We start from the raw sequence: 16,162 nt of genomic DNA, 5'->3' as shown, positions 1-16,162 counted from the left end.
CGGAAACTGGCCCTCGCCGATAGAACAAAATATTTAGGAGACTTACCCATGGAGCAATCCTCTACGGCGCCGCGTGCGCCGGAGTCGGGCAGCAGTAACGCTCAGAACATCGCTCCCAGCGACCAGGCTTCCCCACGGGTGCGGCGAATTCAGCGGACCGCGCTTGCTCTGCTTCTCCTGAGCGGGGTCATCAATTACATCGACCGCGCGACGTTGTCTATCGCGAATCCGCTCATCCGGCAGGATCTTGGACTCTCCGTCGCGGAAATGGGCCTGTTGCTGTCGGCGTTTCTATGGGCTTACGCATTCGCGCAACTGCCCGCGGGCGCGTTGGTCGATCGCTTCGGCGCGCGCGTCATGCTGTCCATCAGCCTGGCGACGTGGTCGGTGGCCCAAGCGTTCGGCGGTGTGGTGAGCAGCTTCGGCCAGTTCTTCGCTGCTCGCATGGTGCTGGGAATAGGCGAGGCGCCGCAGTTTCCGACGGCCGCCAAAGTCGTTCGCGATTGGTTCGGCAAAAAAGAGCGCGGCGCCGCGACCGGCATCTGGAACAGTTCGTCAACGCTTGGTACTGCAATATCAGCGCCTTTGCTGACGGTCTTAATGTTGACTGTGGGATGGCGATGGATGTTCGGCGTCATGGGAATCGCCGGCCTCCTCGTGGCGCTCGGCTTTTTTATCCTGCATCGCGATCCGCATCAGGTCGAGTTGACGCAACGCGAGCGCGCGTATCTGTCGGACGTCGATGGGGAGGCGCAGAGCCGTCCGACATGGCGCGAGTGGCGCCGTCTGTTCGAGTTCAGTACCACGTGGGGCATGCTGCTCGGATTCTTCGGCACGATCTACGTCCTGTGGCTTTACAACGCGTGGTTGCCATCTTACCTGCAAATGGAACTTCACCTGACTATTGCGAAGTCGGGATGGGTGGCCGCGGTTCCCTATCTCTTTGGCGTGGTGGGCAGTCTCTCGGGCGGAAAGATTTGCGACGTGCTCGCACGGCGAGGCGTGTCGGCGATCAACAGCCGGAAGTATCCGATGGCGGCTTCGCTTTTCGGGGTTGCCGTGTTCACGGTACTGACCGGCCTCACGCACAATGTGACGCTGGCGGTCGTCTTCATTTCGATCTCGATGTTGCTGCTGTATGTTTCGAGCAGTGCGGCCTGGGCGACCGCGTCCGTTGCCGCGCCCGCCAATTGCACCGCTTCCATCGGCGCCATGCAGAATTTCGGCGGCTACTTCGGCGGCGCGCTGGCACCGGTGGTCACGGGCTTCATCGTGCAGCAGACCCACTCGTTCCAGCCCGCGCTGTTCGTCGGAGCGGCCGTTGCCGCCGTCGCGGTGATCGGCTACTGGTTGCTCGTGCGCGGCCCGATTCCGCCGGTCGCACTCACTCGCGACGTGTAACAGCAAAACAATGCTGCCTCGGCGAGAGTCTGGGCTCTCGCTCCTGCTGTCAGCCGGGTAGTGCGGACGGCAGCGGGATGTCATAACGCCGCGCGCAGGCTTCAAGTGCCGGCGCGATTGTCGAGTGCAGAGCGACTCCATCGCGCAGTTGCTCGCGCTTGAGGTTCAGTCCGCGATCACCCGGCATGCGCACGCCCGCGGTTCCTGGACGCGGCGGATTATTGCGGCATGCATCGCCGAGCCAGTCCATCTGCCGCACGAACGCCGCGAGACCGCCAAAAGCCGCCGTATCGTAGAGCGAAAGAAACACTGTACCGCCCCATCCATCGGCGGGATCGGCCCGGCCGTGGCCTGCCAGCCCCCCCGTCAACGCCTCGATCAGCAACGCCAGCCCGAAGCCTTTATGTCCCCCCGTCATGCCCCCGATCGGCAGGATGGATCCCGGGGGATCCGTGCAGAGCACACTGGGATCGCCGCTGGGCTGCCCATCCGCATCGAGGAAGCATGCTTCCTCGAAGTGTTGTCCCGCTTTGTGTCGGCGCGCGGTCATCCCCTGCGTCACCATCGATGAAGAGATATCGATCAAAAACGGTGAGCCCGAGGTCGGAATGCCCGCCGCGATCGGATTCGGTGTGAATACGGACCGCGTGCCGCCGTGAGGAGCCACGCTTTGCCCCGCCGGGTCGGAACTGCTGAGCAAGATCATGAATCCGTCCGCAGTAGCTCTTTCGAGATAACTGGCAAGGCAGGCGATGTGGTGGCTGCGCCGAATCACCAATGTCGCCGTGCCGTATTTCTTCGCGCGCGGTGCCAGTGTTTCGATCCCGCTGAGAACCAGCCACGGGCCAGGAAGACGCCGACCATCCCACAACACGCTGCCACCCCGGTCTGATACGACCTCCGGCTCGCCGGAGCAGGTCATCGCGCCGTTTTCGATCTCACCGATATAGGCGGGCAGCAACGCGAGGCCGTGCGTGTCGTGTCCCATCAGGTCGCCGTCGACGAGCGTGCGAGCGACCGCGAGCGCTTTGACGTCCTCCATTCCAACCCTGACCAGTAGACGCCGTGCGAAGGCTTGCAGGTCATCGGCGGAGTATCGGATTTGTGTATTCATTGGTGGGCGTCACTGAGGAAGATTGTTCGAAGACAGTCGGACCGGCAATGCCCGGCGCGCTTTGAATTGTCGTTCGAGCTTGCGATAACCGTCCAATTGCGAATTGAGTAAAATCAATTCCATCTGGTTATAAATCGGCCCGTGTTTACCCTATGTCGCAAGATTCCAGTCTCGCCATCGCGCAAGTGCTGACCAAGCTGCGTTTCAGGCATCTCCAGTTGCTTGAACTGCTCGGTCGTACCCGCAACCTTCGTATGGCGGCTGAGCAGATGCACATCACTCAGCCGGCCGCCACGAAGATCCTGAGCGACCTGGAGGCGATGTTAGGCGCGCCGCTGTTTGAACGGCTGCCGCGCGAAATGCGGCCGACGGATCTCGGTACGCTGTCGCTGCGCTACGCCAGCACGACACTGTCCAATCTGGGCAAGTTTTCGAGCGAGTTCGCGACATTAAAAGATGGCGGCTATGGTCATCTCACGGTCGGCTTCATTCCGGCTTCCGCCGCGCAACTCGTCACCGCGGCTATCAAGGAGATCCAGCGCCGGCGCCCAAGGCTCATCATCAAACTGGTCGAGCAAAGCAGTGATCAGCTCGCGACGTGGCTTGAGGCAAGGCAGCTCGATGTGATGATTGGGCGCCCCACCGAGCCACGACACGAGGCGCTTTTCGATGTGGTCGATTTATTGGCGGAGCCGGCACGTGCGGTCGTCGGGAAGCATCATCCGTTGCTGAAGCAACGACGCATAGAGATCGCCGACCTGGGCGAGTGGCCGTGGATCTTGTATCCGCAAGGCACCGCCATGCGGCAGCTGTTCGAAGAAACGTTCGCGGCGGCTGGCATGGTTGCGCCGATGGGCATCGTGGAAACACCATCGATTTTTACGACGTTAGAGTTGCTGCAGGCAACCGATATGATATCCCTTCAACCGAGAGCAGCGATGGACAAGTACGTCACGCATGGCCTTCTAGGCTATCTGGACGTGCCGATACGGCGGACATTGTCGAACTACAGTGTCATTACACGGAAAAACGACGCTGCTTCGCAGGCGATGAACGAATTCGTTGCCATCCTCCAGGTAATCGCCGCGCAATACTAGGTTAGTCAACGTGACCGTTGTGAGAGCATGATTCCCGGTTCCGCAAGCAGGGCAGCGTCGGCATGCTCTCCATGTGCTCTCTGCCGAAGTTGGCGATTGCGGTCTCGGCATCTGGCTGCCGGGTACCGAACGCAGTCTGGCTTTGACGCTCGCGAGGTCGGCGACAGGGACCGCTGCATCGATTTTCGGCGTACCGATAGGCACTAAACCTTCGGGCATTTCGAGGACGCACGGGCTGGAAGCCCATCCTCGTCATGTACAAGGCGGGCTCGTTCATCAATCGGTTCAACGACCGTTGTGCAATCGACGGCTGCCATTAAACGCGGCCGGCACGAACGGCTTAAACGGGTCTGGTCGGGCTGCGTCAGTCCGCTCCCCAAACTCATCGCTCGGAAGCGGTCAATGGAATTCCGCGGCCCCGAAGCGGCCAGTCGGCAATGCGTACTCGCGAAGCAAAGCTGAAGTTCGAGGCGTTGAGTTCGACGGCGGAAAGCAGTCGTTTGACGTAGAAGTTGAGCGAGTGGCGTAGCCGCATTCCCGAATGAATCTTCGAGTGTTACCGCGCAAAGTATCTCTGCGTTTACGCGTCCATCGGAACGCGCAGAGCGTTCGCGGCGTTGAATGATTGCGATCCGCCGCATACGTGCATCACCGCAAGCGTGCCGCCCCTGTATCGGGGCGGACGGCGCTAATCGGGCAGCGGTCGATGGTTCCTTTCCCGCCGAGGACCACACAACTCGAGTTCGATAGGTACTTTCCCTGCGAGACGCACAATCCGATTGACAGGGTGGCGAAGCGCTCCTAAATTGCGGGCATTGGTCGCTGTAACACGGCGATCAGGTGGCAACGATGCCACTACACATATGGAAGGCTATGTAGCCCCCGAACTTGCGTTCATCGCTGGTTCGGGGGCTTTTTCGTTTTTGGAGACGAAATGGAGATGTTGCAACGCAACCATGCCGAACGAGGCCTTGCTAGTCCCGTTGTCGCATGTGTTCAGATGGAGCCTCACGTCGGGGAGAAGCAGGCAAACGTCGCGCGCTCGATCAAGCTTATCGAGGAAGCCGCGGAGCATGGGGCTTCCCTCGTGGTGTTGCCTGAGCTGGCTAACACCGGGTACGTGTTCTCGGATCGCGATGAAGCGTTCACGCTGGCTGAAGACGTTCCCAGTGGGGAGACCGCCTTGGCCTGGGCTGACGCAGCGCAGCGCTTGGGCGTTCATGTTGTCGCGGGAATCGCCGAGCGAGACCGAGTGCGGCTCTACAACTCCGCCCTTCTTGTCGGGCCGTCGGGAATCGTCGGAACGTATCGCAAGCTCCATCTGTGGAACAACGAGAACCTGTTTTTTGAGCCCGGCAACAAAGGCGTTCCCGTCTTTCATACACCGCTTGGGCGTATCGCAATTGCCATCTGCTATGACGGGTGGTTTCCCGAGGTATATCGCCTGGCGGCCACACAAGGGGCAGACCTTGTTTGCGTGCCGACTAACTGGGTGCCCATGCAAGGCCAGCCTGCCGATCAGCCCGCAATGGCCACGACCCTTACCATGGCGGCCGCGCACAGCAATGGCTTGATGGTCGCCTGCGCCAATCGAATCGGGACGGAGCGGGGTCAGCTGTTTGTGGGCCAAAGCCTGATCGTAGGCGGCGACGGATGGCCGTTGGCCGGGCCCGTCAGTTCCGATCACGAAGAAATTCTCTACGCCGAAATCGACCTGAATCGCACGCGGGCCGGACGCAACCTTAACCCATTCAACCACGTCCTGCGCGACCGGCGTACGGACGTGTACGACCCAATGCTGGGCACTGGCTGGCCACCATCACCCTCGTGACGGCGCCATCAGAGTTCCCATGTTCCAACGAAGCGCAATCCAAACATCAGTGAAGGAGACAAAATGAACCCGTACAAGAAAAGCCTGTTCGTCTGCGGCATCGTCGCGTCAATCGGCTTTAGCGCCACGGCATACGCCGCCGACCCGATCAAGATCGGTGTAGCCGTCGGCTTGTCCGGCGCCAACAGCGTGGTTGCCCCAGCCGTGGTCCAGTCCTCGCAACTTGCGGTTGACGAGATTAACGCCTCCGGCGGCATTCTGGGCCGCAAGGTCGAACTCGAAATCGCAGACGATGCGTCAGGCGCGGTCGGTGCACAGAAGGCTTACGACACGCTGGTCTTCCAGAAGAACGTCGACGCCATCATTTCCATGGAAACCAGTGCAGCACGCAATGCCGCTCTCCCCATCGTGGCCCGAGGCAAGAAGCCGTTTATCTATACGTCGTTCTATGAAGGTCGGTCGTGCAGCCCGTGGATGTACGTCAACGGTTGGGTGCCGGAGCAGCAGGTTGCACCGGTGGTTAACTATTTCGAGAAAAGCAAGGGTGCCAAGACCTTCTACCTGGTCGGCAGCGATTACGCCTTCGGCCGAGGTATGCTTGACTTCACGAAAAAATACATCGAGCAGCATGGTGGGAAGGTGGTCGGCGAAGAATACCTGCCGATCGACAGCACCGACTGGACGCCGATTCTTTCCAAGATTCGCTCGGCTCATCCTGATGCGCTGATCAGCGCAACGGCTGGCGGCGCACCCAACGTCGCACTGGCCAAGCAGCTGAAGGGCTCGGGGCTGACACTGCCCTATGGCAACCTGGCCATCGATGAAGGCACCGCGAAAAGCATGGGTGACGTCGCCACCGGTATCTACATGTCCGGCTCCTATCTGGCGAGCATCGACACTCCGGAAAACAAGAAATTTCTGGCAGCAATGGAAAAGCGTTTCGGCAAAAACCTGAAAACCCCGAACGAGCTTTCCGAGCCGCAGTACGAAGCCTTCTACCTGTACAAAGCGGCGGTAGAGAAGGCCGGCTCGACCGATCCGGCGAAAGTGATTGCTGCACTTGGACAGGTGTCGTTCGATGGTCCGCGCGGCCCAGTGGTGATGGACAAGAGCCGGCACACGCCTCTCGCGATGCGCCTTGGCCAGATTCAGACGGACGGCTCAGTGAAGATCCTGGAGACCTTCCCCAACGTCGATCCAGGAGCGCAGTGCCCGAACATCAAGTAGGAGCAGGTTGACGCTAGCATCCGCCTGCACCGGACTTCTAATAGTGCGTTGGCGGATGCGACTGGAGAAGACAATGGTTCTCGCACTAGATATTTTCACGACCGCGGCGGTGCTGTTTATTGTCACTGCCGGGTTAATGATGATTTTCGGCGTTATGAAGATCGTCAATTTCGCCCACGGAGCACTGCTGACGACGGGTGCCTACGCCAGCTTCGTGGTCACCCAACTGAAGCTTAATCCATGGATCAGCCTGCCGCTGGCGCTGGTGGTCGGCGTGGCAGTCGGCATGGTTGTCGAGCAGTTTATTGTCCGCCCGCTTTACAAGCGCCCTCTCGACGCGATCCTTGCCACGTGGGGTTTGGGAATTGTCATCGGGCAGCTCATCGTGATGATTTTTGGTCGCGAGGTCCAGTTCGTGGAAACACCTCTGAAAGGGGCTTTCTCAATCGCGGGCACCGATTATTCGGCGTATCGCCTTTTGTTGATACCCGTTGCGCTGGTCATCTGCACCTGTATGACGGCGCTTCTCACGGGGACGCGCTTTGGCGTCAAGACGCGCGCGGTGATCATGAATGAGGACCTGGCGAGAGGGCTGGGTATCCATTCGGGCCGCATCCGCTTCATCACATTCAGTCTGGGTGCGGGCCTGGGTTCGCTTGCCGGCACGCTAATCACGCCGTTGTCGAGCGTCGATCCCAATATGGGGCTGCCGTGGCTGGTGAGCGCCTTCATGCTGGTAATGGTTTCTGGCTACTCGATGCTCAGCCTGTTGGTAACGTGCTTGGTGTTCGGAGCTTGCCAGGTTCTCGTCAGCACGTTCGTCAGCCCCGTGCTGGGCGGTCTGACGATTGCCGTGCTCGCCGCGCTCACCCTGCGCATTCGTCCGAAGGGGTTCTCTCATGGCTAAGGTCAATGCATCGCCGAGTCGCACCGGCGTCGATTCTTCTCGCCCCTCGGAGCAAGCGGCCAGGCGGCGAAAGGTGCAGGGGCGCGGGTTGCTGATGGTGGGTGGGATCGCTCTTGTGCTGTTGGCCGTCGGGCCGTGGCTGTTCGACACCTACCTGCTGAACATCCTCATCAAGGCATTCTTCTTCGCGATCGTCGCGCTGACGGTAGATATCCTCTGGGGGTATACCGGCTACCTGACATTCGGCCAATCCGCCTTCTTTGGCATTGGGGCCTACGCGGCGGGCCTGGTTTTCACGCACGGAGGTTTCTCGCCTGGCTACGTGGTGCTGGCGCTGGGCGCTGCGATCGTGGTTGCCGCCGCAGTCGCAGCGTTGCTTGGCTGGTTGTCCTTCTACCGCGGTGCCTCACCGTTCTTTGCGACCGTGATGTCGCTCGTGTTACCGATCGTGCTCAGTCAGCTGCTTCTCTCCGGCGGAGAATGGACCGGCTCGAGCTCCGGCCTGACCGGCTATGAGACCTTTGATCTGTCTCTCCAGGCGTGGTACTGGATCGCCGGGGCGGCCTTGCTGGTAATAGCAACGGTGGCGTGGCTATTCGTGCGTAGCGACGGTGGGCGGGTGTTGGCGGCCATTCGCGACAACGAATCGCGCTGTTCGTACCTGGGGATCAACACGTCGCTCGTCAAGATCATTGTGCTCATCGCGACCGCTGCAATCGCAGGCATCGCAGGCTTCGGCTACGGTTCGTTCAGCGGCGTTGTCGCTCCGGAACTGACTGGTTTCGTCTTCGGCACCGAACTGATCATCTGGGTCGCGCTCGGTGGCCGGGGGACGTTGTGGGGGCCAGTGATTGGTGCTCTCCTGATCAACGTCGCGACCGCCTATCTGAGCAGCAGCATGCCGTTCGCGTGGCAGTTGATTCTTGGCGCCGCGTTTGTAACGGTCATTGTGCTGCTGCCGCAGGGCTTGGTGCCGTTGCTGGTCAGGCCATTCCGTCGCGGGGGTAACACCGCCTTCGAGCCTGATCTGGTTGAGCGTGCCGTTCGAGCCGCGGACATACCGACCGGAGGTGAGCCGGCGATGCAGATGCAGGGGGTAGCCAAACACTTCGGCAGCCTGAAGGTGTTGCAAGGGATCGACCTGAGCGCCAACGCCGGCGAACTGGTTGGCTTGATAGGTCCGAACGGTGCCGGCAAGACGACGTTGATGCGCTGCATGAGTGACGGTGCCGAACGTTCGGCAGGGACGGTCGTCCTGTGCGGCCACGATATCCGGCAATTGCCGCCAGACAGGTGTGTGCGCTTCGGGTTGGGTCGCAAGTTCCAGAACGCGAACGTCTTTGACACCCTTACTGTGGCGGAGTGCTTACGTATCGCTGGCACCATCATTGAACGGCCATCGCTGTTCCAGCGTTCACACACACTGGCGTTGCCGCCGTATGCCATGGAGGTGGTGCGCACCACCAGCCTCGATCAGAAACTGAGTGCGGTGACGAAGGACCTCTCGCATGGGGAACAACAGGCGCTGGAACTGGCGATGGTGCTTGCGCTGGAGCCTCGCATCGTGTTGCTGGATGAGCCGACTGCTGGATTGACCAAGACCGAGCGCACCCAAATTGGTGAGGTGCTCGCCGCGCTGGCTCACCAGTACCAACTCTGTTGTCTGTTGGTGGAGCACGATGTCGATTTCGTCGCAGAGATTGCCACCCGCATCGTGGTGCTGCACCAGGGCCAAATTGTGATGCAGGGCAACTTCGACGAAGTGGTCAACTCGGAGCTGGTTAAGACGATCTACGCTGGAACCGCTCAGACAGAGGCGACGGACGGGACGACAACACATCGGGAGGGGTCATGAGCCAAGCCGCGTTGGACCTGCACGAAGTTACCAGTGGATACAAGGCGTCGGTTGTACTTCGCAAGCTTTCGTTGACCGTCGCCAACGGCGAGGCGGTGGCGTTGCTGGGCAAGAACGGGATGGGCAAAACCACGTTGCTCAAGACCATCATGGGATACCTGCCGAAGAAAACGGGAGCGGTCCATGTGCACGGGCAAGACATTACCCGCCTGCCGCCGCACCATATCGCGCGGGCGGGGATCGCCTACGCTCCGCAGGAACATGCGTTGTTTCAGGACTTGAGTATCCGGGACAACCTAAGCCTTGGGCTCGCGAAGGTATCCGTGTTCGACGAACGCTTCGCCGAGATTGAACCGATTTTCCCGGTCTTCAAGACCCGTCTTCGCCAGTATGCCGGCACGTTATCCGGCGGCGAACAAAAAATGCTGCTGGTAGCCCGTGCCCTCATGATGCGGCCGTCGATCATCCTGCTTGATGAAATCACGGAGGGTTTGCAGCCGTCGGTGATCGACCGGCTCGCCGAAGCGTTGCTTTGGGAACGCAGCCGTCACGGCACGACCATCCTGCTGATTGAGCAGAACGTGCCATTCGCGCTGAAGGTAGCGGACCGCTTTGCGGTTCTGAAACAGGGCGAAATCATCGATCATGGCAACGCCAAGGATACAGGAGCGGCGGGTTCAATTTTTGAACACCTGCGGGTCTGAAACACTTGCACCGAACTGGAAACTTATGAACCAAACCTCTTTCTATCGTCCTGTCTCCGGGCTGGATTTACTGAAGCGGATCGATGGCGACGCGCGGGAGCGCGGTTGTATTTCAGAGGAAGCTCTCGGGCGAATCGACGATGTCGACCCTCATGTCCGTGCGATGACCGCAATTGCACGTCGCGAAGCGGTGGTCGCCGCGAGTGCGTCAGCCAGCGGGCCGTTGGCTGGTCTGCCCGTCGCAGTCAAAGACATCTTCGACACCAGCGATCTCGTCACCAGCTTCGGTTCGCCGATTTATGAAGGTTATCAACCGAGGTCTGATGCCACGATCGTCACGTTGTTGCGCCGCAACGGCGGCACCATCGTCGGCAAGACGGTGACGAGTGAGTTTGCCTATATGGCGCCAACCGGGACACGAAACCCATGCGACATCGGACGCACGGCCGGAGGGTCATCGTCGGGCTCGGCCGCTGCGGTAGCCGCCGGTATGGTGCCTTTCGCGATTGGATCGCAGACCGGCGGGTCGACCATCAGACCCGCTTCATTCTGCGGCATTGCCGGCTACAAGCCGACGCTCGGCCTGCTGCCGACCGTGGGGATGAAATGCTTCTCGTGGTCGTTCGACACTATCGGCCTGTTTGCCGCCGGCGTGCGCGACGTGGCTTACCTGGCTCAGGTCCTTTCAGGGCGGAGGTTGGCCGTGGACGTCGCGCCTGCCAGTCCGGTGTTTGGTGTACCGGACGGCTACCCATGGACCGGTGCGTCCGCGAATGCGACCACTGCACTTGGCACTGCCGTTCGGAGTATTGAGCGGGCGGGAGGCCGGGTGCGCCCGGTGCGCTTTAGTACCTGGATGACCGACATGATCGACGCACACGAAACGATCCAGAGCTTTGAGGCCTACCAGACGTTAGGGTACGAGTACGACCATCACCGGGCCGAACTGTCGGCGAAGCTGAGTGAATTTCTCGATCGAGCCAGCGCGCTCGACACCGCAACTTACGTCAATGCCTGCGCTTTGATGGAGCAGGCTAAGGTCCGACTGTCTGAGCTCTTCGAGGGAATCGACGTATTGCTGACCCCGAGCGCCCGCGATGAAGCACCCGACGGGCTGGGTTCAACAGGCGATCCAGCCTTCAATCGTAATTGGACGTTGCTGGGATGCCCGTGTGTGAACGTCCCTGGGCTATGGGGCGCGCGCGGCGGCCCCATCGGGGTGCAGGTCATCGGGCGGCCCGGGGAGGACGCTCGAAGTCTGGCTGCTGCCGCTTTCGTTGAGCAGGCAATCGCCGCGTCGGCAGGACGCCCTCGCTTGATGTAGGAGGCGAACAAGGGACAATTCGGAGAATACGGAATGGAGACGATCATGCGTCAGTCGGACAATCCGCCGCCAGGAGACGCCGGATGGCGGATCGGCGTCCTGTTTTCACGCGCGGGCGTGACCGCAGCGACGGAATCAGAGCACTTCTTCGGCACCGCCCTGGCGATTGAGGAGATCAACGCCGCTGGCGGCATTGATGGGCGGCTGCTGGACCCCGTCGTGTACGATCCGAAGGGCGAGCCCGACGAATATCGGCGGCTCGCGACACGGATGCTGCAGGACGACGACGTGACGGTCATTTTTGGCTGTTCCACCTCGTCGAGCCGCAAGGCTGTGCTTCCAGTGATCGAGCGCAACAACGGCCTGCTTTGGTACTGCTCAATCTACGAAGGGTTTGAATATTCGCCGAACGTGATCTACACGGGCGCGGTACCGAACCAGAACAGCATGCAGTTGGCCGCTTATCTGCTGCGGAAGCACGGAAAGCGTTTTTTCCTAGTGGGCGCGGATTACATCTATCCGCGCGAGTCCAACAGGATCATGCGTGACATGGTCGAGCAGCACGGCGGTGAGATCGTGGACGAAATCTACCTGCCGAGCGATCCAGACCCGTCAGCGCTCGAGGCCGTGGTACGCGATATCAAGGCGGTCGAACCTGACGTGGTCTTTTCCACCCTGATCGGCCGCGGGGCGCGTGCGTTCTACAAGCTGTACCGTGACCATGGCATCGACCCTGCCCGCATCCCGATCGCCAGCTTGACGATGACCGAAGGAGAAACGCGCATGATCGGCCCAGACCTGTGCGGAGGCCACATCATCTCCGCGAGCTACGTCAACACGCTGGATAATGAAAGCAATCGACGGTTCGTGAAGACGTGGCAGGCTCGCTTCGGCGACCAGCCTGCGAGCATGTGGTCTGAGATGGCGTATAACCAGGTACAGCTCTTCGCGCTGGCTTTGGCACGTGCAAAGACACTCGACACCGGGAAACTGGTCAGCGCGGTCCGTGAGGTCGAGTTCGATTCGCCGGAGGGGCTGCTGAAAATCGATCCCGAGAACAACCACGCGATCCTGACGCCTCGCATTGCTGTTTGCCGGACTGACGGCGCCTTTGACGTGGTGTGGGAAGGCCGGGGGCCCATCAAACCGGACCCTTACCTGACGTCATATGGCTTCGCTGAATTTTGGCTCGATGGGGAACCAGCATGAACACGAGCGTGCGCCGGCTATTTGACGATCTGCGCACGCTGCGTGTCGCAGTGATCCATCCACCTGGCGAGGACCGTGACATTCTTGAGAGGCAACTGCACCGGATTGGCTGCCAGATACGTATCGTCTGGCCGTTCCCCTCACAGCTACCGGTGGATGCGGACGTGATTTTTTTCCTCGTGGGACCGGAGCTTCGCAACGCGGGGAACTGGTGCGCGGCCGACACCGAGGCGACACTCATTGCACTGTCTGACTACGAAAATCCGACCGCGCTGAAAATGCTGCTCGATACGCAAGCGCACGGCGTGATTACGAAGCCGTACCGCTCGACCGGAATTCTCAGCACCCTCGTGCTCGCACGCGCGTCGTCCGGATATCAGCAGCGTTTGGATAGCAAGGTTCGCAAGCTCGAGGAAGCGATCAAAGCTCGACGCCATATCGAGAAGGCCGTCCGCATACTGATGGACGCTCACCATCTCAGCGAAGGCGACGCTTACGAACACATGCGCTCACGAGCCACAAGCCTCAGAGTCACTGTAGGCGAGGTCGCTACCATGGTGATCGACGCCCATGAAGCGATGGAAAAGCTCGGTCTAGGCAAAGTATCGAAACCTTGAATGGACATCGCGCTCAACGACGCCGCTAGAAGCGGATCCACAAAACGGTTTGCCGCATGACCCGCTTATCGTGGTCATCCTCCCGTTCATCTCGTGGTCGCGAGCGCCGCAGGCCGGATAAGCGGCCTCTGACCATAGGAGAATCAACCCACTCCGTTGGTCATGAACGCGTTGCTCGAAGTATCGGTCGGCCGCAGCTTCCAGCTGCAACAATGTAAAAGTAGCACTCTTGAAAGCGGACTTTGGTGAAGGACTGCTTCTGGCCGATTCTGTTTGCAAGGACTTCCTTGGAGAGTCAAGCTCGGGTTCGATTTTCGGCGCCCGTAGAGATTCGCAGCGTCGGCAATCCGTGCGCGACGCTGGTGGACTCATATATCTCTCCTGTTGGTGGCTTCTGCTCTTACAGTTCGAAGCAATACCAGGAACAGACTGCGTCTTTGCAAACGGCCTTGTTGCCCGAAGCGGATCGGGCGGGCCATGATATGAGCTGCACAGGAGAACCCTATTTGAAAACCGGCGAACTGGCATAGGACGTTGAGCCTTATGCGGTAATGACTCGCCAACAGAATCGTCGGGTTCTTCTCCCGTCCGGTCCGACCTCGTCTTGCTATCGCGTCGAGCAGTAGTGAATTGCAGGTCAATCGGTTATACAGCAGCGGGCGGTAACCGTGGATGCAGCGGGTGGCGCTGCCATGCATCGGCATCGTAACGCTCGCCTTTGGCGAGCATCGCCCACAACATGCGGGCGTGCTTGTTTGCAATCGCAATCAGGGTCTTGTGATAGCCCTTGCGTTCATGGAGCTGCCTGATCCATCGTTGCAGGCGGCTCGCGTGCGTGGGATCCGCTCGCAGTGCCGACTGCAACGTACTTCGGGCGCCCTGAACGAGCAGCGTGCGCAGATAGACATTCCCTCTCAGGCTGAAGTGTCCCAGCCGCGTCCTGCCGCCAGAGCTGTGCTGGCGCGGCGTCAGGCCTAGCCAAGCACCGAACTGCCGCCCGTTGCGGAAGATCTTTGCATCCGGAACGGTCGCAGCCAGCGCGCTGGAGGTCACCGGACCGATGCCGAGCAGTTCGCTGGCGCGTCTCGCGACATCACTGCTTCTGGCGTGAGCGGCGATCTGCTGGTCGCAGCGCGCAAGCCGCAGGTTCAGCGCCGCCAGTTGTTCACGCACCTCCAGCAGCATGGCGTGCACCGGGTCAGGTAGCCTGGAGTCTTCGATCAGCGTGGGCAATGCGTCGAGGAACCGGTCTGCAGAACGCGCAATCACCACACCGAATTCGGCGAGCAGACCGCGAGTGCGGTTCAGCAGTGCTGTGCGCTCCTCATGCCAGCCTGCTCGCACGCTTTGCCAGACCAGGATCGCCTGCTGCTCGACCGACTTGATCGCCACGAAGCGCATCGTCGGCTGCCGGGCTGCAACGGCGATCGCCTCTGCATCGGCCGCATCGTTCTTGCCGCTCAACCTGAAGGGTTTGACGAACTCGGCGGGAATTAGTCGTGAGGTATGACCACGCGCGGCAAACCAGCGACCCCAGTGATGGGCCGATGCGCAGGCTTCCATCGCGACGCGGCACGGAGACAGCTGTTCGGCCCATCGCGTGAACGCCTCGCGTCGCAGCACGCGCCGCTGCAGCACAGCACCCGTGGCATCGAGCACGCAGATCGCGAACACATCCTTTGCCAGGTCGATCCCGACGGTAGTAAGCTGGTCCATGACTTCCGCTCCTGTTCAGATTGATGGCTGACACCTCAATCCTGGACTCGATGCCGTGCGACCTCAACGTCGCCTCAGGTTGGGGAAGTCCCTCACATTTGAAAAGTCGGCGGCGATGCGGAATGTTAGGTATCTTGGAAGGCATCAAACGACGGGAGTGAGTCGTCATGATGGGTCTATATGAACGCGTCCCGTTTGAGCAAGTTATCGTGTGTTGTGGCAGACAGGCTGGCTTGCAGATCTATATCCGGCCTTGTTGCAGCTGGTACTGCCGCTGCGGGCCCCTATGAAATCCGCTGACTCGCACCTCATTCAACTGACGAGCTTGACGCTCGACCTATCATTCAGGCTTGGCGAGTCCCGGTCCTACCTGGCTTGTCATCACGTACGATTTCCTGCGCAACCTTTTGGCGTATCGCCCTGTGTAAAGCTGATTGCTTAGGGAATGCTCACCGTTGGGGTGGTTTCGCACTCAGGTAACCGCTCTGGTACGGTCGATCATGGGCCAATACTGCCCAGATCGTTCGCGCCATCTTGTTGGCTAGCGCCACGGTAACTACGTTCGCCGGCCGACGTTTGCTGATCTGTTCGACCCAAGGGCTCGGTTCCTTCGCGTGCGTAAGCACCGATCGCGCGCCGTGGATCAGCAACGTGCGCAGATACGTGTCGCCCCTTTTGCTAATACCGTGCAGGTTCACCTTGCCTCCCGAGCCAGTCTGTTTGGGCACGAGTCCGGCCCACGCGGCGAATTCACGCCCTGACCGGAAGACCTTTGCATCGCCCATCATGGAAACCGCGGCCGTCGCCGTGAGTATCCCTACACCGGGGATATCGCTGATGGCTTTCACAGCCCGGTCTTCCTTGACCCACTCGCGCATCCGCCGCTCGATCCCGGCAATTTGGTCATCCAGTTTCGTGAGCCCATTCCACTGCTCGCGTAGCGTATCGATCAGCGCGACCGGAAGACGCTCGGAAACCCTGGCCAGCACATCCGGTATCGCCTTATCCAATGCAGCCCTGCCTTTACCCATCACTTCGCCATATTCGGTGAGCAGTCCCCTCAGACTGTTGATTTGCATCGTGCGGAACTTCACTAGCTGCTCCCGCGTCCGGTGCAGTGCCAGCATCGCTTGCTGCATTTCGGTCTTCACAGCGATCGG

General features: G+C 60.3%; 13 protein-coding genes and 1 pseudogene. 10 read left to right on the top strand and 4 right to left on the bottom strand.

Annotated features, from left to right (window positions below; all coding sequences use genetic code 11):
* Positions 1–48 precede the first annotated feature (48 nt).
* Positions 49–1,401, top strand: a complete 1,353-nt coding sequence (locus tag H281_RS0127970) for an MFS transporter (RefSeq protein WP_020070453.1) — start codon at positions 49–51, stop codon at positions 1,399–1,401.
* 49 nt (positions 1,402–1,450) lie between these two features.
* Here the strand turns inward: H281_RS0127970 and H281_RS0127965 are convergent, their stop codons facing one another.
* A complete protein-coding gene (locus H281_RS0127965) occupies positions 1,451–2,515 on the bottom strand; it encodes an Ldh family oxidoreductase (protein ID WP_027805013.1) in 1,065 nt (354 codons plus the stop codon).
* A gap of 152 nt (positions 2,516–2,667) precedes the next feature.
* On the opposite strand from H281_RS0127965, the gene H281_RS0127955 reads away from it, so the two are divergent.
* Entirely contained in the window at positions 2,668–3,612 is a 945-nt protein-coding gene (locus H281_RS0127955; RefSeq protein ID WP_020070450.1) for a LysR family transcriptional regulator, read from the top strand.
* 595 nt (positions 3,613–4,207) lie between these two features.
* On the opposite strand, the pseudogene H281_RS37665 reads toward H281_RS0127955, so the two are convergent.
* Positions 4,208–4,282: pseudogene (locus H281_RS37665) on the bottom strand (arsenical resistance protein ArsH); the annotation flags it as partial.
* Between the two features lie 270 nt (positions 4,283–4,552).
* On the opposite strand from H281_RS37665, the gene H281_RS0127945 reads away from it, so the two are divergent.
* From H281_RS0127945 to H281_RS0127910, 8 genes are all read left to right on the top strand, one after another.
* A complete protein-coding gene (locus H281_RS0127945; protein ID WP_027805012.1) occupies positions 4,553–5,443 on the top strand; it encodes a nitrilase family protein in 891 nt (296 codons plus the stop codon).
* Positions 5,444–5,506: 63 nt separating this feature from the next.
* Complete coding sequence (locus tag H281_RS0127940) at positions 5,507–6,670, top strand: substrate-binding protein (RefSeq protein ID WP_020070448.1); 1,164 nt, start codon at positions 5,507–5,509, stop codon at positions 6,668–6,670.
* Between the two features lie 73 nt (positions 6,671–6,743).
* Positions 6,744–7,577, top strand: coding sequence for a branched-chain amino acid ABC transporter permease (locus H281_RS0127935; RefSeq protein ID WP_020070447.1), 834 nt, complete (start codon positions 6,744–6,746; stop codon positions 7,575–7,577).
* Positions 7,570–9,432, top strand: a complete 1,863-nt coding sequence (locus tag H281_RS0127930; protein ID WP_027805011.1) for an ABC transporter permease subunit — start codon at positions 7,570–7,572, stop codon at positions 9,430–9,432. Before H281_RS0127935 ends, H281_RS0127930 begins: the two co-directional genes overlap by 8 nt.
* The gene (locus H281_RS0127925; RefSeq protein ID WP_020070445.1) at positions 9,429–10,136 is read left to right on the top strand and encodes a branched-chain amino acid ABC transporter ATP-binding protein; all 708 of its coding nucleotides are present in this window, start codon (positions 9,429–9,431) and stop codon (positions 10,134–10,136) included. The genes H281_RS0127930 and H281_RS0127925 overlap by 4 nt, the downstream gene beginning before the upstream one ends.
* Positions 10,137–10,161: 25 nt before the next feature.
* On the top strand, positions 10,162–11,460 hold the full coding sequence (locus H281_RS0127920; RefSeq protein ID WP_020070444.1) for an amidase: 1,299 nt from the start codon (positions 10,162–10,164) through the stop codon (positions 11,458–11,460).
* Positions 11,461–11,493: 33 nt separating this feature from the next.
* The gene (locus H281_RS0127915) at positions 11,494–12,669 is read left to right on the top strand and encodes a transporter substrate-binding domain-containing protein (protein ID WP_020070443.1); all 1,176 of its coding nucleotides are present in this window, start codon (positions 11,494–11,496) and stop codon (positions 12,667–12,669) included.
* Complete coding sequence (locus H281_RS0127910; RefSeq protein ID WP_020070442.1) at positions 12,666–13,286, top strand: ANTAR domain-containing response regulator; 621 nt, start codon at positions 12,666–12,668, stop codon at positions 13,284–13,286. The genes H281_RS0127915 and H281_RS0127910 overlap by 4 nt, the downstream gene beginning before the upstream one ends.
* A 645-nt stretch (positions 13,287–13,931) precedes the next feature.
* On the opposite strand, the gene H281_RS0127905 is transcribed toward H281_RS0127910, so the two are convergent.
* Both H281_RS0127905 and H281_RS0127900 read right to left on the bottom strand, forming a co-directional pair.
* Complete coding sequence (locus tag H281_RS0127905) at positions 13,932–15,002, bottom strand: IS110 family RNA-guided transposase (RefSeq protein ID WP_020070441.1); 1,071 nt, start codon at positions 15,000–15,002, stop codon at positions 13,932–13,934.
* Positions 15,003–15,451: 449 nt separating this feature from the next.
* Positions 15,452–16,162: IS110 family RNA-guided transposase (locus H281_RS0127900; RefSeq protein WP_020070440.1), on the bottom strand; the 711-nt coding region annotated here is incomplete at its 5' end.

Origin of the sequence: Paraburkholderia caledonica (assembly GCF_000383275.1) — a bacterium.
Classification (GTDB): Bacteria; Pseudomonadota; Gammaproteobacteria; order Burkholderiales; family Burkholderiaceae; genus Paraburkholderia; species Paraburkholderia caledonica.
Note: the sequence above shows the minus strand (reverse complement) of the source record. Positions and strands in the feature narration are given on the sequence as shown.